Below are 23,496 nucleotides of genomic sequence, written 5' to 3'. Positions count from 1 at the left end.
TCGAGTTCGAGCGATCAGGCCTCGACAGCGTTTCGGACGATGACGACGACGTCCTCCGCGTCCAGGAGTTCGCCCTCGCCCGCGTACCGCCTGTTCTCCTCGATCGAGAACTCGCCGTCCTCCAGCGTCACGCCCGCGACGTGGAGCTCGTCGCCGTCGATCTCGTAGTCCCCGCTCGCGAGCGCGGCGTCGATGTCGCCGACGCGGTCCCCGTGTTTCGGGCCGACGGTGGCGTAGTCGAGGTCGATCCCGGTGACCACCGTCTCGACGGGAGCCTCCGCGTCCGGGTGGACCGCGAGGTCCGCGACGTGCATCACGCCGGTGACGTCGTCCTCGAACCCGCGGATGTCGGCGTACACCTCGACCGCGTCGAGGTCGGCGTTGAGCGGGAGCTGGTTCTCGCTTTTGTACCGACGGAGCGCGCCCACGACCGCCATCGCGGCGCGGCCGGCGTCGGCGTCGGCGTCGAGTCCGAGGGGTTCGGGCCAGTCGGCGAGGTGGATCGAGTCGCCCGCGTCCCCCGCGGCCGCGTCCGCGTACATGTCCTGCCACAGCTCCTCCGTGACGTGCGCGAGCACCGGCGCGAACAGCTTCAGGAACCGGCGGTGGGCGGTCCGGAGCGTGTACGCCGCCGAGGCGTCCTCGCGCTGTTTGGCGATCTCGAGGTAGTCGTCACAGAACGTGTTCCAGAAGAAGCTCCGGAGCCCGTCGCGCGCCTTCGAGAACTCGCGATTCTCGAGTCTGCCGGTGAGCGTCTCGACCTCGCGGTCGAGCTCGGCGAGCAGCCAGCGGTCGATCTCGCGGAGGCCGCCCTCGGGCTCGTCGGGGTACGGCTCGGGCGCGAGCGACTCGACCAGCTTCGAGGCGTTCCAGAGCTTCCGGATGAGCTTCTCGCCCGCGCGGAGCCCCTTCTCCTGGTACGGGAGGTCGTCGCCGATCGCGGAGCCGGACGCCCAGTAGCGGGCGGCGTCGACGGGGTACTCCTCCAACACCGCGTCGGGGTCGACGACGTTCCCCTTGGACTTCGACATCTTCTCGCGGTTCTCGTCGAGCACCATCCCGTTGATCATCGTCGACTCGAAGGGGACCTCGCCGGTGTGCTCGTAACACTTGATCACGGTGTGGAACAGCCAGAAGGAGATGATGTCGTGGCCCTGCGGCCGGACGTTCATCGGATAGATCTCCGGGCGGTCCATGGCGAACTCGCCGGCGTCCTCGTCGTAGTCCCAGCCGGCGTTGATGAGCGGGGTGAGAGAGGAGGTCGCCCACGTGTCGAGCACGTCGTCCTCGGGGACGAACTCCCCGTGACCGCACTCCGGACAGGCGTCGACCGGCGGATCGTCCGAGAGCGGGTCGACGGGGAGGTCGGCCTTCTCGGCGACGACCTCGCGGTCGCAGTCCGCACAGTACCAGACGGGGAAGGGGATCCCGGAGGAGCGCTGCCGGGAGATGAGCCAGTCCCACTGGAGGCCCTCGACCCAGTGTTGATACCGGGTGAACATCTTCTCGGGGAACCACTCCATCTCGCGGCCGGCCTCGAGGTACTCCTCGCGTTTGTCCAGCACCTCGATGTACCACTGCTCCGTGACGAGGAACTCGACGCTCGTCTCGCATCGCTCGTGGACGTTGACGGTGTGGGTGATCTCCCACCGATCGAGGAGCGCGCCGGCCGCCTCGAGGTCCTCGACGATGGCCTCGCGGGCCTCCGAGGAGTGGAGCCCCTCGTACTCGCCGGCGACGTCGGTCATGTGGGCGGACTCGTCGATGGCGACCCGGAGGTCCAGGTCGTGCGCCTGGTACCACTCGATGTCGTTCTGGTCGCCGAAGGTACAACACATCACGATCCCCGACCCCGTCTCCATGTCGACGCGGTCGTCCGCGATGATCGGCACCTCGTGGCCGAACAGGGGCACCGCCGCCTCGCGGCCGACGAGGTCCGCGTTCTCCTCGTCGTCGGGGTGGACGAAGACGGCGACGCAGGCGGGGAGGAGTTCGGGTCGCGTCGTGGAGATGGTGAAGGCGTCCTCGCTCCCCGCGACGCCGAACTCGATGTCGTGGAAGTGCGAGTCGCGCTCCGCGTCCTCGGTCTCGACCTGCGAGATGGCGGTCTCGCAGTCGGGACACCAGATCGCCGGGGCCTCCTGGCGGTACTCGCGGCCCTTCTCGTAGAGGTCGATGAAGGAGAGCTGGGAGACGCGCTGGACCTCCGGCGAGATGGTGCGGTAGGTGTTGTTCCAGTCGATGGAGAGGCCGACGCCCTGCATCTTCTCCGTGAACTCCTCTTCGTACTCCAGACACACCTCCCGGCACTTGCGCTGGAACTCGCGGCGCTCGAAGTCCTGGTGGCGAACGTCGAGTTCGCGCTCGGTGAGCCGCTCGGAGGCGATCCCGTTGTCGTCGTAGCCGAACGGGTAGAACACCTCGCTGTCGTACATCCGGTGGAAGCGGGCGACGACGTCCTGGAGGATCGAGCCGTACACGTGGCCCCAGTGGAGGCTGCCGGAGACGGTCGGCGGGGGGTGTCGATGGAGAACGCGGTGTTCGGATCGACGGGGTCGTCGGGGTACGCGTACGTCTCCTCGTCGACCCATCGCCGCTGCCAGTGCGGCTCGGCGGTGTCGGGGTCGTACTCTCCGCTGGGCATTATCGGGTGGGATTTCCCGCGGTTCCCTCTTAACGGCCTCGGTTACGCCGGAACCGCGGCGGCCGGACTAAGTGATCCGGCGCGCGCGAGCAACGCGCGCGAGGGAGTCGCTGGCGCGGAACCGCGCCAGCGACGAGGCTGGGGAGGCGTGAGGTGCGGTCGCGGGGCGGGGTGGGATTCAAAGGGGCAGTCGCGAGGACGAAGCCCGGCGACTGAGGACCGCAGCGAGCCGCGCGAATCCTCGCGACTGGGGCTTTGTGAATGTTCTCCACAGTTATGGCACCCAGTTCGGGTAGCCGATCAGTGGGGACTTTGAAACCGTCCAATACTTCGAAACCGACGTTCCGATCAAGGTGCGACGCCGACCGTCAGAAGCGTCCCCCACGTCCGGTAGCGGTCGACCATCGCCTCGCGGCGCTCCCACTCGTCGGTCGGGAACGCCGATTCCGGCGGGATCTCGATCTCCCGGTCCGGGATCGCGTCCTGTCCGGCGACGTACAGCCCGGCCTCGCGGAACGCCTCGCGGTACTCCGCGCGGCTCCACAGCGTCATGTCGATCGAGATGTTCTCCTGCCACCCGTGGGTCTGCTCGCTCTCGGCGAAGTAGTTGACCGCACAGTAGAAGGTTCCACCGGGGTTCAACACGCGACGGACCTCCTCGAGAGTGTTGTGCGGGTTCGTCGCGTAGTAGAACGCCTCCATCGAGAAGACGTGATCCACCGAGTCGTCGGCGAACGGGAGCGCGTCGAAGTCGCCCACGAGGAAGCCGATCGCGTCGTCGTCGGTGTATCCGCGGGCGTTCCGGGCCATCTCCGGCGCGCCGTCGAGGCCGTAGCCGCGGCCGATGTCACGCTCGCGGAGCGCTCTGAGCGCGTAGCCGGAGCCGGTTCCCAGATCGAGGACGGTATCGCCCGGCTCGACCGGCATGCGGGCGAGGACGTGTTTCGCGGTGTGCCAGTGGCGGTCCTCCATGCCCCGGTCCCTGCCGGCGCTCGCCCACGCGTCGAACTCCTCTCTGACGCTCATACGCCGAGGACGGCGGGAGGGGTGAAAACCGGATCGACGGCGGGCGGGTGCGGCGAGGCGCGGAGAGGTGAGGTGGGATGGGGTGGAATTGGGTGGGGCGGGCGAAGGACGGGCACGATCGGGGCGACGGCGCGAGCGACGCGTTTTTCTCCCGAGGCCGGGTGGTCGAGGTATGAAACGCCCGAGCCTCCGACGGCCGCGATTTCGGGTCGCCGACTCCGCCCAGCAGATGGTCGGCGGGTTCCTCCTGGCCGGGCCGTTCGTCGTCACCGAGGAGGTGTGGGTGCTCGCGATCGGGATGAACTGGCTCCAGGCGGTCCTCACGGCCGTCATGGTCGCCGCGATCGGGTACGCCACCCTGTACCGTGCGGACACCGGACGCGACCCCGAGGCCGAACAGGAGGTCGTCGGGATCCCCGTCAGGTTCCTCTCGCTGATGACGGTCTCGTTCGGGTCGGTGATCGTGCTCGCGGTCCTCTTCGACGCGCCCGACACGTTCCTCATCGAGCAGGGCGTCACGGGGACGGCGCTGTGGGTGACGACGGCCAAGGCGGTCTCCGTCGGCGCGGTCTTCAGCGTCGTCGGGGCCGCGACGGCCGACAGCGTGTTCTGATCCGTCGCCTCCCGAACCGGACGCGGTCACACGACGACGCCGACGACCGCGAACAGGATCAACACGCCCGCGACGTCACACACGTTCGTCACGACCGGGATCGTCGTGTCGTCGGGGTTGAGCCCGACCCGATAGGAGACCTCGACGGCGACGACGCTCGCGACCACGACGAGCACCGCGAGGAGCATCCCGGAGACGAGCGCGATCAGGAGCACGCGAGCGAGCGCGAGCGACCCGCCGAGCGCGACGCCGATGGCCCACGCCGCGACGCCGACGAGCCCGAAGACGGTCCCCGCGAGCGCGAAGACGGCGACCACGTTGGCGCGAACGTCCGGGTTCGAGAGCCGCGGCTCGTAGGTCCCGAGGTACAGCTGCGTGGTGAGCCGCGAACACATGATCGACGCGAGGTTCCCGGCCGTGCCGATCTGGACCGGAAGCAGAACGAGGAGCGCGGGGTACTGTAGCAGGGTCCGCTCGAAGCTCTCGAGGACGGTCCCCGAGACGAGCTGGAGCACCGACAGGGCCGCGAGAAGCGGGATCATCGTGCGGACGATGCGGGATATCGACCACTCGTCGACGGGGGCCGCCTCGTCCGGGATCGCGTCGTCCGCGGCCGTCGCTGGGGAGGTCGCGTCGGCGTCGTCGATGTCGATAGCGGCGTCGTCACCCCGCGGCTCGCTCACGTGATCACCCCCACGACGTAGATCCCCACGAGCAGGAAGAAGACGCCGAAGACGTCGCCCAGCGTCGTCACGACCGGGCCGATCACGTTGTCGGGGTTGAGCCCGCGCCTGTAGCCGACGAAGATGACGGTGATCAACACCGAGAGCATCAGCGCCGCCGAGAGGAAGCCGGCGACGAGCATGATTCCGACGAGCTCGAGCAGGCTCCCCTGCCCGCCGAGGAGGAAGAGAGCGAGGTAGGTGACGACCGCGATGAACACGGAGACCGTCATCCCGTTGATGAAGGAGGCGACGATCGCGTTCGTGAGCCGCCGGTCGAGCGCGAACGTCGGCTCGATCACCCCCTGGTGGAGGCCCGTCGAGAGCCGAGCGCCGAGCGAGCCGTAGACGCCGCCGCGGGTCGCGAGAAACGCCGGGAGGAGGAGCAGGATGCCGGTAACGCTCTCGATCCCGGATCGCATGGTCTCGGAGCCGAGGATCGTGCCCGCGAACAGCCCGGCGACGAGGCTGACGAGCACGACGGGGAGCGCTTGCCGGTACACCTCCCGCGCGCTTTCGTGACCGTCCATGCGGACGTACCGACGAGGGGGCTCGTGAAAAGCCGTCCGGCGGTGGGGGAGTTCGGCGGGGACGGGGCGTCGGAACCGGCCGTCGGCGGGGGCGTCCGGCAGCGATGACCGCGGGCCCGCACCGTTAAGTCGGTCGGGCCGGTTCCCCGTGTATGGACTACGCGCTCGCCGTCGAGAACGGACCCGAAACGATCCCGGGGGGACGGGGCTCCTGCTCGTTCATCCGAGCATCGGCGAGACCGACCGGATCGACACCGACTTCCTGAAGACCGACACCGACGCCTTCCTCGTCGTCTCGACGCGGACGACCGCGCGCGAGGTCGAACAGAAGCTCGAGTACTACGACGTCGACGAGGAGAAGGCGACGATCCTCGACACCCTCTCCGTCGAACGGGGGTACTCGCGACGCTCCTCCGACGACGTCTACTACGTCTCCGCCCCCGACGACCTCGACGGCGTGGTCGACCGCGTCGAGCGGTTCTTAGAGGAGACGGAGGGGAAACGCCGCGTCTCCGTCGACTCGCTCACGGAGATGGCGTACTACGCCGACGACGACGCCGTCTACGAGGCCGCCGGGGAGATCCTCGAGCTGCTGAAAGCACACGACGCGGTCGGCATCTTCCACCTCTCCGAGGAGGTCCACGAGGTGGCGACGCTCGACCGCTTCCGGGAGCTCTTCGACGGGGTCATCTCGCTCGACGGCGACGGCAACGTCTCCGTCGACCTCTGAGAGGCTACTCCTCGCGCAGCGACGCGAACGTCTTCTCCGCCCACGTCACCGCGTAGGGAGCGCCCCGCTCGCGGTACGCCGCGGTGTCCAGCGCGGCGAAGGGCGCGGGGAGCTCGAGCCCGTGTCGAACCGCCGAGCAGGCGTACTCGGTCGCGCTCGCGAAGTCGGTCTCCCCGCGGGCGACCTCGCTCGGGAGGTCCACGAGCCGCCCCTCCAGCCGCTCGCCGGCGTCGATCCAGGCGTCGTACAGTCGGGGGAACTCCCCCTCCCAGGTGGCGAAGACGTCGCGGACGTGGAGGCCGACCCACGCGTCGTACAGCGCGTTCGCGACCTGGAAGACGTCCGCGGCGTCGAACCGGGCGGTCGCCTCGGAGGAGGTCGCGTCGTCGGCTCCGTCGGCGGGCGAGGCGTCCCCGTCGGCGCTCGACTCCGGCCGCCGGATCGCCGCGTCGAGGTCGCGGTAGCGCGGCCCGAAGAAGGGGAGGAACGTCTCCGGAAGCCGGTCGCCGGGTTCCTCGGACGAGGCGACCGTTCCCGCCGCCGGCTCGACCCCGACCTGGACCAGCCGGTCGGCGATCAGAAACGCGAGGAAGTCCTCGGGCGTCCCCTCCGCGCGGCGCTTGAGGAGGACCGCCTGCGGCTCCGTCTGCGTCGTGCGGACCGCGGTCCCCGCGCCGGGGAGCCCGACCGTGAACGTCGGTCCCGCGTACCGTCGGAGGGTCTCGGGCGCGTCGGCGGGGAGCCACTCGTCGGGACACGAGAACGGAACGAGGCCGTCGACGAACAGTCCGAGGTCCTCCGCGGCCGCGGGCGGCAGCGTCTCGAACTCGGCGTCGACGTCGATCACCGGCGAACCGGGCGCGTGACGGTCGCGAACCGCCGCCAGGTCGGCGTCGAGATCGCGAGCCGAGAACATCACCCGGCCGTCCCGAAGACGTACGAGAGGATGATAAGCACCGCGAGCGCGGCGGAGATCCCGACCGTGCCGAGAACGATCTTGGTGGATTTGCTCATGGAGGAGACGTGCGCGCCGGCGCGTTAAATTCATTCGGTCGGCGGCCGCGGGCTCGCCCTCCCGGCGACCGCGGACTTAACCGGCCGGCCGAGAGACGACGGGTATGCGGATCCGTGACGCGCTCGAGTCGGACGCCGAGGCGCTCGCCGAGGTGACCGGTCGACCGGCGGACGTGCTCGTGGACACGATACACGACCGGACGGTCAGGGTCGCGGCCGCCGATCGCGACGAGGACCGGAACGTCGGTTCGGGGGACGGAGACGCCGATCCCGAGAGTGGAAACCCCGGCGCGGAGAGCGGCTTCGACGCGCCCGACGGACTCGCCGGGTTCGTCGCGTTCGACGTCCGCGCGGGGACCGTCCACGTGACCGACTTCGCCGGGACGGCCCCGGCGCTCGATCGCCTGCTCGAGGAGCCCAAACGGTTCGCGAAACGGGAGGGAATGGACGTCGAGGCGGTCGTCGTCGACGGCGAGGAGCGTCGCGCCGACGCGCTCGAGGACGCCGACTTCGCGGCGGCGGGACCGGGGCCGCGCTTCGAGGGGAGGGCGACGACGCGGTTTCGACTCGAACGCGACGGATGACTCGACTCGAACGCGGCGGGTGACGCGACCGGTCGACGAGACCGCGGCGACCGGCGGGCCGCTTACAGCCGGTCGGCCAGGTCCTCCGCGAAGTAGGTCACGATCAGGTCCGCGCCCGCGCGCTTGAGAGAGACGAGCGACTCGTGGGCGACCGCCTCCAGATCGAGCCAGCCCTTCTCGGCGGCCGCGTGGAGCATGGCGTACTCGCCGGAGACGTTGTAGGCGGCGATCGGCCGGTCGAACTCCCGACGGAGGTCCGAGACGACGTCGAGGTACGGGAGTCCGGGCTTCACCATCAGCACGTCCGCGCCCTCCTCGGCGTCGAGTCGGGCCTCCCGGAGCGCCTCCCGTCGGTTGGCGGGGTCCATCTGGTAGTGTCGGCGGTCGCCGAAGGCGGGCGCGCCGTCGGCGGCGTCGCGGAACGGGCCGTAGAAGGCGGACTCGTACTTCGCGGCGTAGCTCATGAGCGCCACGTCCTCGTGGCCCGCGTCGTCGAGCGCCTCCCGGATCGTCGCCACCTGTCCGTCCGCCATCGCCGAGGGCGCGACCATGTCCGCGCCGGCGTCGGCCTGCGACACCGCGGTCTCCGCGAGCAGCGCCAGCGTCTCGTCGTTTCGCACCGTCAGCGTCGGGTCGCTCTCGGCTTCCGGCTCGATCACCCCGCAGTGGCCGTGGTCGGTGTACTCACAGAGGCAGACGTCGCCGATCACGTACGCGTCGGTCTCGGCGGTGATCCGGCGGATCGCCCGCTGAACCACGCCGTCGTCGGCGTACGCCCGGCTCCCGGTCGGGTCCTTCGTCTCGGGGATCCCGAAGAGGATCACGCCCTCGACGCCGGTCTCGCGGACCTCCTCGACGCGCGCGACCGCCTCGTCGAGGGGGACGCGCTCGTGGCCCGGCATCGACTCGATCGGCACGCGCTCGTCGGTCGTCGCGTCGACGAAGACGGGCGCGACGAGGTCGGACGCCGACAGCGACGACTCGCTGACGAGCGGGCGGATCCCGTCGGTGCGGAGCCGACGCGGGCGGTCGGTGGGGTACATACGGGCCGGTTGGTCGCGGACCGCCTTTTAGGGTTCGTTCGCGCGCTGACTGATCGAGAAAACGGACGACTGACGCGTCACTCGGTCTCGCTCGATTCGACGTCGAGCCGGTCCGAGAGCGCCGCCAGCCCCTCGTCGTCGGCCAGCTCCTCGACGCGTTCGCGGAAGTGCTCGGCGCAGAGCCCGACGACGACGCCGGCCTGTTCGGCCTCGTAGGCGGCCTCGCTGTCGCAGTAGTGACACCGCATGCTGATCCCTCGGTCGCGCCGAGAGTTAACCCTGTTCCTCGGCCGGGGCTCCGTCCCTCGGCCGGAGGTTCCGTCCCTCGGCCGGAGGTCACGTCCCTCGCCGGGGCCCGGAGGCCGTTCAGCGCGGAGCCGGCAGTCGCTCGCGGACCGGCGCGAACGCGGCCTCGGCCAGTCCGGCCGCGCCGAGGGTCCGCTCGTGGGCGTCGCTCCCGCCCGTCGCGAGGAGGTCCGCGTCGGCGACCACCTCGTCGATCCGGTCGGTGTCGACCGGTCGGCCGTACGGGTAGAATCGCTCGACTGCATCGAGATCGCGGGCGACGTCGAGCGCCGCGTCGACGTCGTCGTAGCGGAACGGGTGCGCGAGGCCGACGAGCGCGCACGACTCCCGGAGCAGATCGATCCCGCGGTCGAGGGCGGTCACGTCGCGGGCGACGTAACACGGCCCGTCGTTCCCGATCAGCTCGTCGAAGGCGTCGGCGTAGCCGTACGGCGCGGCCGACGCCTCGATCGCGCGGGCGATGTGCGGCCGGCCGAGGCCGGGACGGGGCTCCACGTCGAGGTCGACGCCGAGCCGGTCCTCGACGCGACGCAGGATCGCCGCGCCGCGCTCGCGACGGTCGGTCTGGAGCCGATCGATCTCGGCGTCGAGCGCGTCAGTGTGCTCGACGGCGTATCCCAGTAGATCGAGCCGCTCGAAGCCGGCGTCGACGCGAAGCTCGATCCCCCGAACGATCCGGACCCCGTCGCGCTCGACGACGGGCGCGTCGATCCCGGGGTGGATCCGGTCGTGGTCGGTGACGGCGACCCAGTCGAGCCCGGCCTCGCGGGCGGCCGCCGGGATCTCGTCGATCGTCAAGGTGCCGTCGGAGACGGTCGTGTGGGCGTGGAGGTCGGCGACGAGATCGGGGTCGGTCACGGAGCCGGATTCGTCGGCGGTCATGCCGCCGGTTCTCGCCGGATCCACAAAGCACCGACGGAACCGCATCGCGCGCGGCCGTGCGGAACCGTGACGTGTGGAATCATGACGTACCTCGCACGCGGTATTATGACGTATAAGGAAGTAACGCCCGACTAAGGATATTCATGGACAATCATTAAGAACCTCCGGCGGCTCGGCGTAGTTGATGCGCTTGAACGGCGTCGACGACCGGATCGAACGGCACCAGTTCCCGACCACCTCCGAAGAGCTGATCGCGGCTCACGGAAACGCGACCGTAGAGCTCGCCGACGGCTCGGAGCGGATCGGGGACGTGCTCGAGCGGTTCGGCGATCAGACGTTCGACGCGCCCGAGGAGGTCTTCGACACGCTGCGGGCCGGCGTCTGTCACCGCGGCGTCGGCCGACGGTTCTACTCGGACCGCGACCCGACGACGGACGGGGAGAACGGCCCGCAGCCGGTCTCGTTCTGAGACGGTAGCGGCGGTTAGCGGTTCGATTTTTGCGGACGGTTCCCGACGAGCCGCGGCAGTACGAAGTGAGAGATACGACTGCGGTGAACACCTCCAAAGCCCCACCCCGCACCGCAACCGCCCCGCACCTCACGCCTCCCCAGCCTCGCGGCTCACGGCTCGCGGCTTCGCCGCTCGCTTATCGAGGTACTCACTTCGTTCGTACCTCGCCACGCTCGCCGCGTCCCTCGCGGTCGGGTTCGCGCCCTCCGGGCGCTCACCGGCGCGCCACCGCACCGAAGACCGATCGTCGCGTCAGCCACGCCGATCGATCGTATCTTTCGCCGGTACGCAACCGCTTCGCCGGCCTCAGTCGATCCACTCGACGGCCGGGGAGAGGTCGATCGGCACCGAACCCTTCCGGTAGGCCTCGATCCGGCCGTTGGGGCGGGCGCGGAGGACGACCGCAGGTCGGTGGCGCACGTCGGGTCGCGCGTCGCGGACCGCGGCCCAGTCGTCGTCGGGGAACGACGAGCAGTCGACGAACAGCGTCGCCCCGCCGCCGTGCGCCTCCAGCTGGCCGCTGGTCTTCGTCTCCACCGTGTCGCGGACGGCGGCGACCGGGCCGGACGCCGACCGGGTCGCGACCGGCTGCGGCCGGGTGACCTCGACGAGCGAGCCGGTTCCCGTGTCGGGGTCGGTCGCGCGGAAGTCGAGCGAGTGGCCGGTCGTCACCTCGATCTCGGGAGTCAGCGCGTACCCCGAATCCGCGATGAGCTTCGCGGCCGTGAACTCCGCGACGGTCGCGCTCATCCGGACGAGGTCCATCGAGGTGGAGGTGCCGAGCTTGCCGGCCATCGTCTCGCGGTACTCGTCGAGGATCCCGGGCCGGAGGAGCCGCTCGACGTAGCCCGTCCCCTCCTCGCGGGTCGCGTCGGGGAAGCCGGCGGCGTGGTCGCGGAAGAACGCCCGGGTCGTCTCCGCGCCGTCCTTCGAGCAGAACACCGGGAGGAAGAACCACGAGACGTGCGGGTAGTCGGCGAGCCACGGCTCGTCGTCGTGGAGCCCCGCGAGCAGCTCCCGCTGGGCCCACCGCGAGACGGGATAGGGGACCTCCTCGAAGCCGTACTTGTCCGTTCGCCAGAGGTCGCTCGGCGTCTCCGTGTTGCCGAGCCAGTAGCCGACGGGGCCGCCGCTCGCGCCCGCCGGCGGGTCGGCGTCGTCGTCGGTCCAACAGAACAGCGCCCACGAGCCGTCGTCCATGTCGAACCGCCGCGCCTCGTATCCGGCGGGCGGTTTGAACCACGGGTCGCTCGCGGTCGCCCCGAGGTTCTCGTCGAGCGGGCGTTCGATCCGCGAGCGGACCCGGTTCCCGTCCCACCGGCCGGGCGCGCGCCTGAATCGGAGCGGTTGTGCCACGCGTCCGCTACCGCACGGCCCGGCTAATGGCTTCCGGTGAGTCCGGAGAAACCGCGACATCGGACGGAACGGCGAGTATCACGAACGAGAACGCCCGCGGATCCGGCGACAGGTATATGTATAAGAGTTGCTAAGTGAAGCCGTACCATGTCAATGGGTGCCTATGACGAAGCCGAACACGAAAGGCGGGAAGCGAAGACGAGCGCTGTCGACGCCGATTTCGACGCCGAGCGGCCGGAGTATTCGGGCTCGCTCACGTACGACTCCGGCGACTCCACGGAGGCACTCCTCGACAAGTTCCAGGAGATGAAAGGAGAGTAGCAGGGATCCGAGGCGTTCGGCGGTTCTCGGCGATTCGCTCGACGATCAGCGGCCGGTGAGGAGGATCGCGGCCGAACAGACGACGGCGACGGCGAGCACGTGGCCGACGACCGCGCCGAGCAGGATCGGTTCCTCGAGGAGAAACGGAGTCAACGCCAGCTGTACCGCCGAGAAGGCGACGTTCTCCGCGTCGAGCCGCTGGGCGATCGCGGCGTCCTCCGGGGAGAGGTCGACGTGGACCGCCCGCCAGAGCGCGACGACCGCGCTCCACCAGGAGGTGCCGATCCGGTAGGTAAGATCCCAGAGGACGAGCAGGGTGACGTACACGACCGGCGCGGGCGGACTCGCGCCGAAGAGCCGCTCGAGCAGCGCCCCGTCCCAGACGAAGAGGTACGTCACGAGCGCGATGAACGCCAGCACGCCCAACACGATCTCGATGCTCGACCCGAACAGCAGGCGCTTGTGCTCCGGCGGCGTCGACAGCAGCCGGTTGTTCGCGCCGAGCCGGTGCATCTCGACGCTGCCGACCGCGGCCACGAGCACCGCGATCGTCCCCGCGAGGACCGCGTTCCACAGCCCGTAGTACCAGCCGAGGACGAGGACCGCGACCTCGAAGAGGAGGAACTGGACGGCGACGGCGACCCGCCGGGGGATCGCCAGGCCGGGGATCCCCCCGACGAGGCTCTCGTACACCCACGTCTCGCCGTAGCTCCGGCTCACGAGGTCGCCCCCGCCCCGGACCCGATCGGTCCCGCCGCCCGCTCGGCGTCGAGCGCGCGGGCGACCGCGAGGTCGAACGGCGTCGGTTCGACGGGGACGAGCTCCCGGATCCGGTCGTCCTCGACGATCACCGTGTTGCGGAGCCCCTCGACGAGCGACCGGGCGAGGTAGGGGTTCACGTCGGTGACGAGCCGGAGCCACCGGGCGGACAGCTCCGGGCTCAGAACGGGCGCGCGGAGGATGTACAGGCCGTGGCCGAACTGCCGGCGGGTCCGCCGGAGTATCTCCGCGTACGTCAACACCTCGGGGCCGCCGATCTCGTAGGTGTCGCCCGCGGTCTCGGAGGCGTCCAGGACGCCGGCGAGGTACGCGACGACGTCGTCGATCGCGATCGGCTGACAGAGCGTGTCGACCCACCGCGGGGTGACCATGAGCGGGAGCCGCCGGGCGAGCCCGCGGATCACCTCGAAGCTGGCGCTGCCCGCGCCGATCACGATCGCGGCCCGCAGCGTCGTCAGCGCGTACGACCCCTCCGCGAGGACGCGCTCGACCTCCCGGCGCGACCGGAGGTGTTCGGAGAGGCCGTCGCGGTCCTCGCCGAGCCCGCCGAGGTAGACGACCCGGGAGACGCCCGCCGCGGAGGCCGCCTCGGCGAAGTTCCGCGCGCAGTTCCGATCGCGCTCCTCGTAGCCGGGGCCGCCGTCCATCGAGTGGACGAGGTAGTAGGCGGCGTCGACGACCTCGCCGTCGGCTCGGAACGCCGGCGGGAGGCTCTCCGGCTCCAGGAGGTCGCCCTCGACGACGCGGACGCCGGACGGCGGGGCGTAACCGTCGGCGTCGCGGACGAGCGCGACGACCTCGTGGCCGCGATCGAGCAGCGTCGGGACGAGCCGACTCCCGACGAACCCGGTCGCGCCGGTGACGAGCACGCGCATACCGGAGGGAGGGCCGGCGCGACCATAAGCCTCCGTACGGGGGAGAGCGGAAACGGGACCGAGAGCAGAACGCGGATCGGGAACGGAACGCGGCTCGGCCGCCGCCGATACCGCCGCTGCCGACCGATCCGTAAAAGACCCTGGCCGTCGGCGGGCCCGTATGAACGCTGGCGAGTTCGAGCCGGTGCGCGGCGTGCCGGATCTGTACGTCCACGACACGGGGATGTTCGACACCGACGAGTACGGGTCGGTGTACGTGTACGACGCCGAGCGCCCCGCCGTGATCGACACCGGCACGGGGGCGAACCGGGAGGCGCTCTTCGAGACGATCGAGGCGATCGGCATCGGCGTCGACGAACTGGCGTGGATCGTTCCGACGCACGCCCACCTCGATCACGCCGGCGGCGCGGGTCACCTGGCCGCGCGGTACCCGAACGCCGAGGTCGCGCTCCCGGAGCGAGGGGTCCGACACCTCGTCGACCCGGACAGACTCGTCGCCGGGACGAAGTCGGCCGTGCGCGACCAGTGGGAGTACTACGACGAGCCCGAACCCGTCCCCGAAGATCGGATCACGGGACTGACCGACGGCGACCGGGTCGACCTCGGCGACCGCGAACTCGTCGTCCACGACGCGCCGGGACACGCGCCCCACCACGCGGTGTACCACGACCCGGACGCCGGCGTCGTCTTCACTGCGGACGCCGCGGGCATCTACGTCCCCGAGGTCGACGCGGTCCGGCAGACGACCCCGCCGCCGCAGTTCGACCTCGACCAGTGTCTCCGCGACCTCGGGACGGTAGCCGACCTCGAGCCCGACTACCTCTGTTTCGGCCACTTCGGTCCGCGGGAGTACGACCCCGACCTGATCGAGGAGGCGAAACGGGCGTACGTCGAGTGGGTGGAGGCGGTCCGGGCGAAACGCGAGGAACTCGGCGACGACGAGGCGGTCGTCGCACACTTCGAGGAGACGAGCGCCGACGTGGAGTTCTGGAACCCCGAACGCGCCCGGGCCGAGGCGAGCCTGAACACGCGCGGCGTCCTGGCGTTCCTCGACCGGGGAGAAACGCCCTAAACCCCCCGCCTCCTAGGGGGATCCAACCGATGGGCATCTTCGATACGATCCGCGCCGTGCTCGGGACGAGCGCCGAGACGGACGCGACCCGAGAGGCCGATCCCGAGGACCTCTTCGGGATGTCGACGGCGTACATGACGATGGAGGCGGACCTCGGCTACGACCACGTCGGCGAGGCCGCGCTCTGTTTCTCCGGCGTCGACAGCACCCGCTTCGACGACGCCGTCTCGATGGTCGAGGAGATCCTCGAGGCCGGCGAGATCGAGACGGGGACCGGGTTCCACCGCCACGAGGACGACCACGGCTACCACTGGTTCGTCCTCGAGGACGACGACCCCGAGGACCTCGTGACGAGCGTCCACTTCGCCGCCGACCAGTTCATCGAGGAGGGGTTCGGCTCGCGGCTCCTCGCGGCCGTCTTCGGCTTCGAGAACGACGACGGCCACGCCTACTGGATCTACTCGTTCCGCCGCGGGGCGTACTATCCCTTCGCCCCCGACGGGACGAGCGACCGGAACCAGCGCGCCGAGTTCAAGCTCCAGTCGGTCCTCGACGGGGAGCTCGGGCTCGAGGACGACGAGTCCTACTGGTACCCGCTGTGGCCCGACGCCCCCGGCCGACACCCCTGGGAGTGATCGGATGGGAGAAGACGGATCCCGAACCGACGGAACCGAACGCTCGACGGGGAGCGCCCGAAAGCGCGTCCTCCGGATCGCGGCCGTCCAGGCGGCGACGGTGAGCGCGGCGGCCCACCTGCTGTGGGCGTGGCCCCGGCTGGCCGATCCGACCGACCCCCGGCCGTACCTCTTCGTCCTCGCGGCCGCCTTCACCGCCGTCGTCGCGGCCGCGACGCTGCGGGCCGACGAGTACCGGCGACTGTACGCGCTCGGCGCGGGCACGCTCGCCGCGTACCTCGTCGGCTACGTCGCCTGGCACGGCGGAACGACGGTCGCGGCGCTGGCGGCCGACCCGCTGGCGATCGTCGGGAAGGCGGCCGAGGTCGTCGGCGCGGTCGCGTTCGTCGCGCTCTACCGGCTCGCGCCGCCGACGAGCGTCGTCGTGGCCCGTCAAGCGGGCGACGAGCCGGGAAGGAGCGAGTCGGGTCCCAACGAGTCGGAGAACGGCTGACCGACACGCCTTATTAGCCGAGTCCCGGATCGACGGGTAGTGAGCGACACCTACCGCACGGTCGCGGAGCGCGCCACGGCGACGTTCGAGGTCCGCGGCTCGGAGTTCCTCGGACACGTCGCGCCCGCCGACACCGTCGAGGAGGCCGAGGCGTTCGTCGACGCCGTCAGGGCGGAGTACGCGGACGCGACCCACAACGTCCCGGCCTACCGGGTTCCGGCGGGCGAGGCGTCCGAGCGGACGCCGGGATCCGAGGTCATGCTCCGCGAGTACGGCGACGACGACGGCGAGCCGAGCGGATCGGCGGGGAAGCCGGCGCTGAACGTCCTCGAGAAGCGGGACCTCCGAAACGTCGTCGCCGTCGTCACGCGGTACTACGGCGGGACAAACCTCGGGGTAGGGGGGCTCGCCCGCGCGTACTCGCGGGCGGTCAAGGACGCCGTCGACGAGGCGGGCGTCGTCGAGGAGCGACCGCACCGCCGACTGGTCGTGTCGACCGGCTACGACGACTCCGGAACCGTCCGCGGCGTGATCGAGTCGACCGGCGTCGAGTTCGACGCCGACTACGACGAGCGGGTCCGATTCGACCTGCGGATGCCGGTCGGAGACGTCGAGGAACTGGTCGAACGGCTAAACGACGCGACGAGCGGTCGAGTGGAGATCGAGTGAGGCGTCGGGAGCGGTGCCGAAGGGGAGCGGTGCGGTGGCCACTGGGAAGGGGCGAACGGGCGACGCGGATCGGGCGGGCTCCGCGGCGGGGCGTCGCGCTCCCGTCCAGTGCGCCGCGGGCGGCGGTCAGGTCACGCGAGTTCTGGCCGCGCTTCCGGGGAAAAACGTGCGGACGGCGATGCCGATGCCGACGCCAACGGTGACCGCGCGAGTGACGCGGGAGACTCGAGCGACGCGGACCGTTCAGGTGAACTTCCGGACGGTCATATCGAGGGTGTCGAGGTCGAGGATCGGCGCGTAGCCGGCGTCGGGGTCGATGTTGACGGACTTCTGGAAGTCGGTCTGGGACTGCCAGCAGCCGGAGTTGACCGCGAGCACGTCGTGGTACTTCCCCCAGCCGAGCTTGTGGACGTGGCCGGTGTGAAACACGTCCGGCACGTCCTCGATCACGAGGTAGTCGCGCTCCTCGGGGGCGACGCGGGTGTGTCCGCCGAACTGCGGCGCGACGTGGCGCTTCTTCAGGAGTTGGAACATCGCCTTATGTGGCTCGTCGTAGCTGGCCTTCTCCTCCGGAAGCTCGGCGATGACCTCGTCGAGCGAGACGCCGTGGTACATCAACACCTCGACGCCCTCGACGCTGACGGTCGCGGGATTCGAGACGATCCGCGCGTCGTGAACGTCCATGATATCGCGGATCTCGTCGTTGAATCCCGGCTGCGGCTCGGCGAGCCGGACGGCGTCGTGGTTGCCGGGGATCATCACGATCTCGGTGTCGCCGGGGACCTCCTTCAGGTACTCCGCGAACAGCTCGTACTGCTCGTAGATGTCGACGACGTCTAGCTCCTCGTCCTGGTCGGGGTAGACGCCGACGCCCTCGACCATGTCGCCGGCGATCAGCAGGTACTCGACGGGCGCGGCCTCGGGCGTGTGGAGCCAGTCGGTGAAGCGGCTCCAGGCGTCGGCGACGAACTCCTCGCTGCCGACGTGGACGTCGGAGATCAGCGCGGCCTGGACGTGGCGGTCCGCTCCGCCGGTGACGCGGGTTCGCGGGACGTCGGGGAAGTGGAGCGAGTCCGCGAAGAGGATCCCCGAGTCGTCCGCGAGCGTCCCCTCGATCGCGAGACACTCGTCCATGAGTATCTCGTCGACGACGTCGGCGAGCCCCTTGTCCTTCATCACCAGCGCGGGGAACGTCCCGGTGGTGTCCTCGAGTTCGATCAGCCAGTGACCCGACTTGGTGGAGCGCACGTCGTTGACCAGGCCGATCATCGCGGCGTCGCTGCCGCCGGGCATGTCGGCGATCGCCTCCGCCGGCCGGTGGTTGACGCGGCCGCGCAGGAGCCCGGAGAGCCGCTCGTAGCGGTCGCGGAACGTCCGGACGAAGTCGGCGTACTCGCCGGTCCCCGTGCTATGGCCCGTCATGTCGTTGCCGACCTCGAGCTCGCGGCGCGACGGGTCCCGGTCGTGGGCGGCGTCGCCGTGGCCCTCGGGTCCCCCCTCGGCGACGACCCCCGCGGTCGGAGCCGTCGAGTCCTCGACTCCTGACCCCTTCGTTTCAACTGGAGATCCGGCGTCGCTGGCTGGCGCAGCGGACGGTTGGCCGGACGAGGCACCGCTCGCACCGTCACTCGGAGCGACCGCATCGTCGCCCGAAGCGACCGCATCGTCGCCAGAAGCGACCGCGCGACCGTCGAGAGCGGCGCGGACGTGGTCGGTCGTGATCCGGAGCGCGTCCTCGGGGGCGGCCTCGACGGTGGCCTCGAGCGCCGCGGCGACGTCGTCGGCCCCGGCGAGCAGCGTCACGGCCTCGCGCTCGGCGTTGTAGCCGCGGCTCGCGAGCTCGCCCACGATCCGTGCGTTCGACTCCAGCGGCACGAACCGACGGAGGGGAGAACGGGCCAAAACGGTTCCGGAGCCGAACCTGCGCGCGACATCGACCGCGGCGGCTCACCCCTCCCGCTCGAAGCCGGCGGCGAACGTCGCCTCCGCCACCGAGAGCACCGTCGGGCGGCCGTGCGGACACGCGAACGGTCGCTCGCACTCGCCGAGCCGGTCGAGCAGCGCGCGGATCGCCGACCGGTCGATCGCGTCGCCCCGCTTCAGCGACGGGTGACACGCCAGGTCGGCGAGCAGCCGCTCCCGAGCGTCGCGCGGCGACTTCCCCTTGGAGAGCGTCGCGAGCGCGTCGCGCAGCGCCTCCGGGTCGGCGGTCCGGCCGAACGGGGCCGGAACCGTTCGCACCCGGACCGTCCCCCCGCCGAACGGCTCCGTCTCGAACCCGAGCGCGGCGAGCGCGTCGGCGTGCGCCTCCGCGGCCGCGGCCTCCCCGGCCGACAGCGACAGCGTCGCCGGCGGGTCGACGGCGGCGGTCGGGACGGACTCGTCCGCGAACGCGCGGGCGAGCCGCTCGTAGTTCACGCGCTCGTGGGCGGCGTGGGCGTCGATCACGAGCAGCTCGTCGCCCGACTCGACCAACGCGTAGAGGTCGCGGAACGTCCCGATCGGCTCCGCGTCCGCGAACGTCGCCCGCGACCCGTCCGCCCCGCCGACCGGCTCGAGCGCGGTCTCGAGGTCGGTGTCGACGTCGGCCTTCCGTCGGAGGTCCGCGCCGGTGAGCGCGTCGGCGACGACCCCCTCGACCGCGTCGGCGACCGCCTCGGCGTCGCGGAGCCCCACCTCGCGTTTCGCCGGGTGGACGTTCGGGTCGACGCGCTCGGGCGGCAGAGAGACGTCGACGGCGGCGACCGGCTCGCGGCCGTCCGGCAGCAGGCGGCCGTACCCCGCGCGCACCGCGCCCGCGAGCCGGTCGTCGCGAACGGGCCGGCCGTTCACGGACACCCGGAGGTGGTCGCTCGCGGCGCGGGTGACGGAGGGGTACGCGAGCGCGCCGGCGACGTCGACGTCGATCGCGCGGTCGTCGTCGCCGGCCCCGCCCGCAACCTCGATCCCGACGCTCGCGGCCACCTCCGTCGACCGGCTCGCCGTCTCGCGGTCGTAGACGCCGAACAGCGCGTCGGTGACCCCGGTTCCGGGCGTCGACAGCGTCGTCGACCCGTCGTGTGCGAGCGTGAACGCGACCTCCGGGTTCGCGAGCGCGTAGTCGGCGACGAGCGTCGAGATCCGCGCGAACTCGGCGCGCGAGCCGGCGAGCGACTCCCGTCTGGCGGGCCGCGTCGAGAAGAGGTCTCGGACGACGACGGTCGTCCCGCGGGCGCGACCGGCGTCTCCCACCTCGGGCTCGTCGTCCGCGGCCGCGTCGCTCCGCGGGCCGACGACGACCCGCGTTCCGACCGCGCCGTCGACGGTGTCCGCGTCGCCGTCGACCGCATCGCCGTCGCCACCGCCGCCGTCGCCACCGCCGCCGTCGTTGGTCGTCACCTCGAGGCGCGCGGCGTCGGCGACGGCCGCGAGCGCCTCCCCGCGGAACCCGAGCGAGCCGACGCCGACCGGGTCCGCGTCGGGCGCGAGCTTGCTCGTCGCGTGGCGCTCGACCGCGAGCCGGGCGTCCGCACGGGCCATCCCCCGGCCGTCGTCGGCGACCCGGATCCGGTCGGTGCCGTCGCCGTCGACCGCGACCTCGACGCGGGACGCGCCGGCGTCGAGCGCGTTGTCGACCAGTTCGGCGACGACCCGTGCGGGCCGGGTGATCACCTCGCCGGCGGCGATCCGGTCGACGGTGGCGGGATCGAGCCGGCGGACGCGACCGGCGCTTTCGGCGTCGTCTCCGGCGCTCCCGCGACCCTCGTCCCCGCCCCCGCGCCGTCGCTCAGTCGTCATCGTTCTCGAGTCGATTCTGGAGGTCGTGGAGGGCGTTCAACGCCTCGATCGGGGTCGTTCGTCCGAGGTCCAGATCGCGGAGCTCCGCGGCGACCGACGGCGGGAGGTCGCCGGACGCGTCGGGGGTCGAACCGGTGTCGAGGTCCCCGTCAGTGCCGGGCTCCGCGCCGATTCCGGGGTCCGTGCCGATTCCGGGCTCCGCGTCGGGCCCGGAGTCCGCCTCGTCGCCGGCGGCGGGATCGTCGGCCGGCTCGATCGCCGGGGGGTCGTCGGCCTCCTCCTCGGCGAGGAACTCGCGGAGCGAGACGTCCCCCGCGTCGGGGTCGGGCTCGCGATCGGGGTCGACCCCGCGGTCCGTCCGCTCCGGATCGGGGGTCGCGCCGGCTCCCGCCTCGGTCTCGGCGACGAGTTCGCGCGAGCGCTCGACGACGGGATCCGGCACGCCGGCGAGTTCGGCCACCTCGACGCCGTACGACGAGGAGGACGCGCCGGGGACGACCCGGTGGAGGAACGTCACCTCGCCGTCCTCGCGGGTGGCGGTGAAGTGGAGGTTGAACGCGCGCTCGCGCTCGTCGGCGAGGTCGGTGAGGTCGTGGTAGTGCGTGGCGAAGAGCGTCGTCGCCCCGAGTTCGTCGTGGACGAACTCCGCGGCCGCCCGAGCGATCGCCCGCCCGTCGGTGGTGGCGGTCCCGCGGCCGACCTCGTCGAGCAGGACGAGCGAGTCCGGGCCGGCGTCGTGGAGGATCTCCGTCAGCTCGCTCATCTCGCGCATGAACGTCGACTGGCCGCCGGCGATGTCGTCGGAGGCACCGACCCGGGTGAACAGCCGGGAGAAGACGGGGAGCCGGGCGGCCTGCGCGGGGACGAACGAGCCGGTCTGTGCGAGCACGACCGCGAGCGCGACCGCCCGCATGTACGTGGACTTCCCGCTCATGTTCGGCCCCGTGATCACCGCGATCGAGCCGCGCGGGAGGTCCGCGTCGTTCGGGACGAACGACGCCTCGGCGCGCTCGACGACCGGGTGGCGGCCGCCCTCGATCTCGATGCCCGCGTCCGGGTCGTCGACGACCTCGGGGCGGACGTAGTCGTGCTCGACGGCGACCGTCGCCAGCGACGCCAGCGCGTCGAGCTCGGCGAGCGCGTCCGCGAGCGCCTGGACCCGCTCGGTCTCCTCCGCGACCCGGTCGCGGACCTCGACGAACAGCTCGTACTCCAGGGCGTCCGCGCGCTCCGCGGCCCCCACGATCTCCTCCTCGCGCTCCTTCAGCGCCGGCGTGTAGTACCGCTCGCTGTTCTTCAGCGTCTGGCGGCGGCGGTAGTCGTCGGGCACCCGGTCGAGGTTGGCGTCGGTCACCTCGATGTAGTAGCCGTGGACCTGGTTGTGCCCGACCGACAGCGAGTCGATCCCGGTGCGGTCGCGCTCTTCGGCCTCCAGGTCCGCGACCCACTGGCGGCCCTCCCGCTCGGTCGCGCGGAGGTCGTCGAGGTCGTCGTCGAACCCCGCAGAGATCACGCCGCCCTCCGTGATCTCCTGTGGCGGGTCGGCGGCGATCGCCGAATCGATCAGCTCGCGGACCTCCGCCAGCTCGTCGAGCCGGTCGCGGAGGGCGCGGAGGTGGTCGGTCCGGGGGAGGTCCGCCGGGCGTCCCCCCTCGTCGCCCTCGCCTCTCTCGTCCCCTTCCGCCAGCGTCGCCTTCAGTTCGGGGACGACCGCGAGCGTGGCGTACAGCGACCGGAGGTCGCGGGCGTCGGCGCGGCCGCGAGAGACCCGACCGACGAGCCGCTCGAGGTCGTAGGCGGTCGCGAGCGCGTCCGCGATCCCCTCGCGAACGAGGGTCCGGTCCGCGAGCTCGCCGACCGCGTCGTGGCGCGACCGGATCGCGTCGGCGTCGACGAGCGGCCGGCGGAGCCAGCGCTCGAGACACCGCCGGCCGAGCGCGCAGTTCGTCGAGTCGAGGGCGTCGAACAGCGTGTCGCTCGCGCCGAGCCCGCGGTTCTCGAACAGCTCGAGGCTGCGCTGGGCCGCCGCGTCGAGCCGGAGCCGGTCGCGCGGGTCGTACCGCCGGACCCGCGAGACGTACGCGAGCGGGCCGTCGTCGCCCTGGGTGTACTCCGCGTACGCCAACACCGCGCCCGCGGCCCGGAGCTCCGCGTCCCCGTCGAACCGGCGCTCGGGGGCGGAGAGGTACGGCTCCAGCCGGTCGAGCGCGGCTCGACGCTCGAAGACGGCGGGGTCGTAGCCGTGGACCGTCCGGTCCGGGTCGCCCGCGGCGGGTTCGAAGGCGATGGAGGCGGTTTCGCGGTCCTCATCGCCGCCGGCCACCCCCGGCCCGACCACCACCTCCGCGGGAGCGATCCGGTCGAGCTCCTCGGCGACGGTCCCGGGGTCGCCCGCGGTGACGAGACACTCGCCGGTGGCGACGTCGACGGCGGCGAGCCCGAGGGTCGACCCCGCCGGCTCGGCCGCAACGGCGGCGACGTAGTTCGTCGTCCCCGACTCCAGCAGGTCGTCCTCGACGACGGTCCCCGGCGTGATCACCTCGGTCACGGCGCGGTCGACGAGCCCGGAGGCCGCCTCGGCGTCCTCGACCTGGTCGCCGATCGCGATCCGGTAGCCGGCGTCGAGCAACGACTCGAGGTAGGAGGCGGCGTTGTCGATGGGGATCCCCGCCATCGGGTAGTCGCCGGTCGAGTCCGAGCGCTCGGTGAGCGTCACCTCGCAGGTGCGCGCGACGGCCTCGGCGGCCTCGCAGAACGCCTCGTAGAAGTCGCCGACCTGAAAGAGGACGAGCGCGTCCTCGTGGGCGGCACACAGCTCCGCGTACTGCGAGAGCATCGGCGTGAGCTCCTCGCGGGCCGCCGCGATCCCGGGGGGAACCCCCGTGACCGTCTCCCGATCCGCGGTAGACATAC

General features: G+C 71.3%; 22 protein-coding genes and 2 pseudogenes. 9 read left to right on the top strand and 15 right to left on the bottom strand.

Annotation, left to right across the window (positions count from 1 at the left end):
- Positions 1-14: 14 nt before the first annotated feature.
- Both AXA68_RS03415 and AXA68_RS03410 read right to left on the bottom strand, forming a co-directional pair.
- Positions 15-2,644: pseudogene (locus AXA68_RS03415) on the bottom strand (valine--tRNA ligase).
- Between the two features lie 348 nt (positions 2,645-2,992).
- Positions 2,993-3,670 carry a class I SAM-dependent methyltransferase gene (locus AXA68_RS03410; RefSeq protein ID WP_066412825.1) on the bottom strand — a complete coding sequence of 226 codons (678 nt, stop codon included), beginning with the start codon at positions 3,668-3,670 and terminating at the stop codon, positions 2,993-2,995.
- A 172-nt stretch (positions 3,671-3,842) separates the two neighbouring features.
- Here AXA68_RS03410 and AXA68_RS03405 point away from each other — a divergent pair, with 172 nt between their 5' ends.
- Positions 3,843-4,283, top strand: coding sequence for a DUF2391 family protein (locus tag AXA68_RS03405; RefSeq protein ID WP_066412822.1), 441 nt, complete (start codon positions 3,843-3,845; stop codon positions 4,281-4,283).
- A gap of 26 nt (positions 4,284-4,309) precedes the next feature.
- Here the strand turns inward: AXA68_RS03405 and AXA68_RS03400 are convergent, their stop codons facing one another.
- Positions 4,310-4,825 (bottom strand): magnesium transporter, encoded by a 516-nt coding sequence (locus AXA68_RS03400; protein WP_066418333.1) that lies wholly within the window; start codon positions 4,823-4,825, stop codon positions 4,310-4,312.
- A 137-nt stretch (positions 4,826-4,962) separates the two neighbouring features.
- A complete protein-coding gene (locus tag AXA68_RS03395) occupies positions 4,963-5,535 on the bottom strand; it encodes a magnesium transporter (protein WP_066412820.1) in 573 nt (190 codons plus the stop codon).
- 152 nt (positions 5,536-5,687) lie between these two features.
- Between AXA68_RS03395 and AXA68_RS03390 the strand changes: the two are divergent.
- Positions 5,688-6,265 (top strand): annotated as a pseudogene (locus AXA68_RS03390) (DUF7090 family protein).
- 4 nt (positions 6,266-6,269) lie between these two features.
- On the opposite strand, the gene AXA68_RS03385 reads toward AXA68_RS03390, so the two are convergent.
- A complete protein-coding gene (locus AXA68_RS03385) occupies positions 6,270-7,181 on the bottom strand; it encodes a DUF7089 family protein (protein WP_066412818.1) in 912 nt (303 codons plus the stop codon).
- On the bottom strand, positions 7,181-7,279 hold the full coding sequence (locus tag AXA68_RS17625; protein ID WP_425498812.1) for a hypothetical protein: 99 nt from the start codon (positions 7,277-7,279) through the stop codon (positions 7,181-7,183). The genes AXA68_RS03385 and AXA68_RS17625 overlap by 1 nt, the downstream gene beginning before the upstream one ends.
- Positions 7,280-7,383: 104 nt before the next feature.
- Here AXA68_RS17625 and AXA68_RS03380 point away from each other — a divergent pair, with 104 nt between their 5' ends.
- Complete coding sequence (locus AXA68_RS03380) at positions 7,384-7,863, top strand: hypothetical protein (protein WP_066412816.1); 480 nt, start codon at positions 7,384-7,386, stop codon at positions 7,861-7,863.
- 62 nt (positions 7,864-7,925) lie between these two features.
- Here AXA68_RS03380 and hemB read toward each other — a convergent pair whose 3' ends face one another.
- The 3 genes from hemB to AXA68_RS03370 form a co-directional block, all read right to left on the bottom strand.
- The gene (gene hemB, locus AXA68_RS03375) at positions 7,926-8,906 is read right to left on the bottom strand and encodes a porphobilinogen synthase (protein ID WP_066412814.1); all 981 of its coding nucleotides are present in this window, start codon (positions 8,904-8,906) and stop codon (positions 7,926-7,928) included.
- A gap of 77 nt (positions 8,907-8,983) precedes the next feature.
- Positions 8,984-9,154, bottom strand: coding sequence for a DUF6757 family protein (locus tag AXA68_RS17030; protein ID WP_179233943.1), 171 nt, complete (start codon positions 9,152-9,154; stop codon positions 8,984-8,986).
- A gap of 118 nt (positions 9,155-9,272) precedes the next feature.
- Positions 9,273-10,094, bottom strand: coding sequence for a PHP domain-containing protein (locus tag AXA68_RS03370; protein WP_066412809.1), 822 nt, complete (start codon positions 10,092-10,094; stop codon positions 9,273-9,275).
- A gap of 184 nt (positions 10,095-10,278) precedes the next feature.
- Between AXA68_RS03370 and AXA68_RS03365 the strand changes: the two genes are divergently transcribed.
- Complete coding sequence (locus tag AXA68_RS03365; protein WP_066412806.1) at positions 10,279-10,563, top strand: DUF5789 family protein; 285 nt, start codon at positions 10,279-10,281, stop codon at positions 10,561-10,563.
- 348 nt (positions 10,564-10,911) lie between these two features.
- Here AXA68_RS03365 and AXA68_RS03360 read toward each other — a convergent pair whose 3' ends face one another.
- Positions 10,912-11,961: a DUF5784 family protein gene (locus AXA68_RS03360; protein ID WP_066412805.1), complete on the bottom strand. Its 1,050-nt coding sequence runs from the start codon at positions 11,959-11,961 to the stop codon at positions 10,912-10,914.
- 153 nt (positions 11,962-12,114) lie between these two features.
- On the opposite strand from AXA68_RS03360, the gene AXA68_RS16600 reads away from it, so the two are divergent.
- On the top strand, positions 12,115-12,282 hold the full coding sequence (locus tag AXA68_RS16600) for a DUF5786 family protein (protein WP_232745132.1): 168 nt from the start codon (positions 12,115-12,117) through the stop codon (positions 12,280-12,282).
- Positions 12,283-12,327: 45 nt separating this feature from the next.
- Here AXA68_RS16600 and AXA68_RS03355 read toward each other — a convergent pair whose 3' ends face one another.
- Both AXA68_RS03355 and AXA68_RS03350 read right to left on the bottom strand, forming a co-directional pair.
- Positions 12,328-13,002: a DUF7530 family protein gene (locus tag AXA68_RS03355; protein WP_066412803.1), complete on the bottom strand. Its 675-nt coding sequence runs from the start codon at positions 13,000-13,002 to the stop codon at positions 12,328-12,330.
- Positions 12,999-13,937, bottom strand: coding sequence for an NAD(P)H-binding protein (locus AXA68_RS03350; RefSeq protein WP_066412802.1), 939 nt, complete (start codon positions 13,935-13,937; stop codon positions 12,999-13,001). The genes AXA68_RS03355 and AXA68_RS03350 overlap by 4 nt, the downstream gene beginning before the upstream one ends.
- A gap of 160 nt (positions 13,938-14,097) precedes the next feature.
- Here AXA68_RS03350 and AXA68_RS03345 point away from each other — a divergent pair, with 160 nt between their 5' ends.
- Genes AXA68_RS03345 through AXA68_RS03330 form a run of 4 tightly spaced genes read left to right on the top strand, consistent with a single transcriptional unit; the run spans position 14,098 to position 16,806 of the window.
- A complete protein-coding gene (locus tag AXA68_RS03345) occupies positions 14,098-15,009 on the top strand; it encodes an MBL fold metallo-hydrolase (RefSeq protein WP_066412801.1) in 912 nt (303 codons plus the stop codon).
- A gap of 29 nt (positions 15,010-15,038) precedes the next feature.
- Complete coding sequence (gene pspAB, locus AXA68_RS03340; RefSeq protein WP_066412799.1) at positions 15,039-15,644, top strand: PspA-associated protein PspAB; 606 nt, start codon at positions 15,039-15,041, stop codon at positions 15,642-15,644.
- 4 nt (positions 15,645-15,648) lie between these two features.
- Positions 15,649-16,137 (top strand): hypothetical protein, encoded by a 489-nt coding sequence (locus AXA68_RS03335; protein WP_066412797.1) that lies wholly within the window; start codon positions 15,649-15,651, stop codon positions 16,135-16,137.
- Positions 16,138-16,176: 39 nt separating this feature from the next.
- Positions 16,177-16,806 (top strand): IMPACT family protein, encoded by a 630-nt coding sequence (locus AXA68_RS03330; protein ID WP_066412795.1) that lies wholly within the window; start codon positions 16,177-16,179, stop codon positions 16,804-16,806.
- Between the two features lie 243 nt (positions 16,807-17,049).
- Here the strand turns inward: AXA68_RS03330 and AXA68_RS03325 are convergent, their stop codons facing one another.
- The 3 genes from AXA68_RS03325 to mutS form a co-directional block, all read right to left on the bottom strand.
- A complete protein-coding gene (locus AXA68_RS03325; RefSeq protein WP_066412794.1) occupies positions 17,050-18,681 on the bottom strand; it encodes a DNA-directed DNA polymerase II small subunit in 1,632 nt (543 codons plus the stop codon).
- A 72-nt stretch (positions 18,682-18,753) separates the two neighbouring features.
- The gene (locus AXA68_RS03320; protein ID WP_066412792.1) at positions 18,754-20,583 is read right to left on the bottom strand and encodes a DNA mismatch repair endonuclease MutL; all 1,830 of its coding nucleotides are present in this window, start codon (positions 20,581-20,583) and stop codon (positions 18,754-18,756) included.
- Positions 20,573-23,494, bottom strand: a complete 2,922-nt coding sequence (gene mutS, locus AXA68_RS03315) for a DNA mismatch repair protein MutS (protein ID WP_066412790.1) — start codon at positions 23,492-23,494, stop codon at positions 20,573-20,575. Before mutS ends, AXA68_RS03320 begins: the two co-directional genes overlap by 11 nt.
- Between the last annotated feature and the right edge of the window lie 2 nt (positions 23,495-23,496).

The organism is Halorubrum aethiopicum (assembly GCF_001542905.1).
In the GTDB taxonomy this organism is placed as follows: Archaea; Halobacteriota; Halobacteria; order Halobacteriales; family Haloferacaceae; genus Halorubrum; species Halorubrum aethiopicum.
Note: the sequence above shows the minus strand (reverse complement) of the source record. Positions and strands in the feature narration are given on the sequence as shown.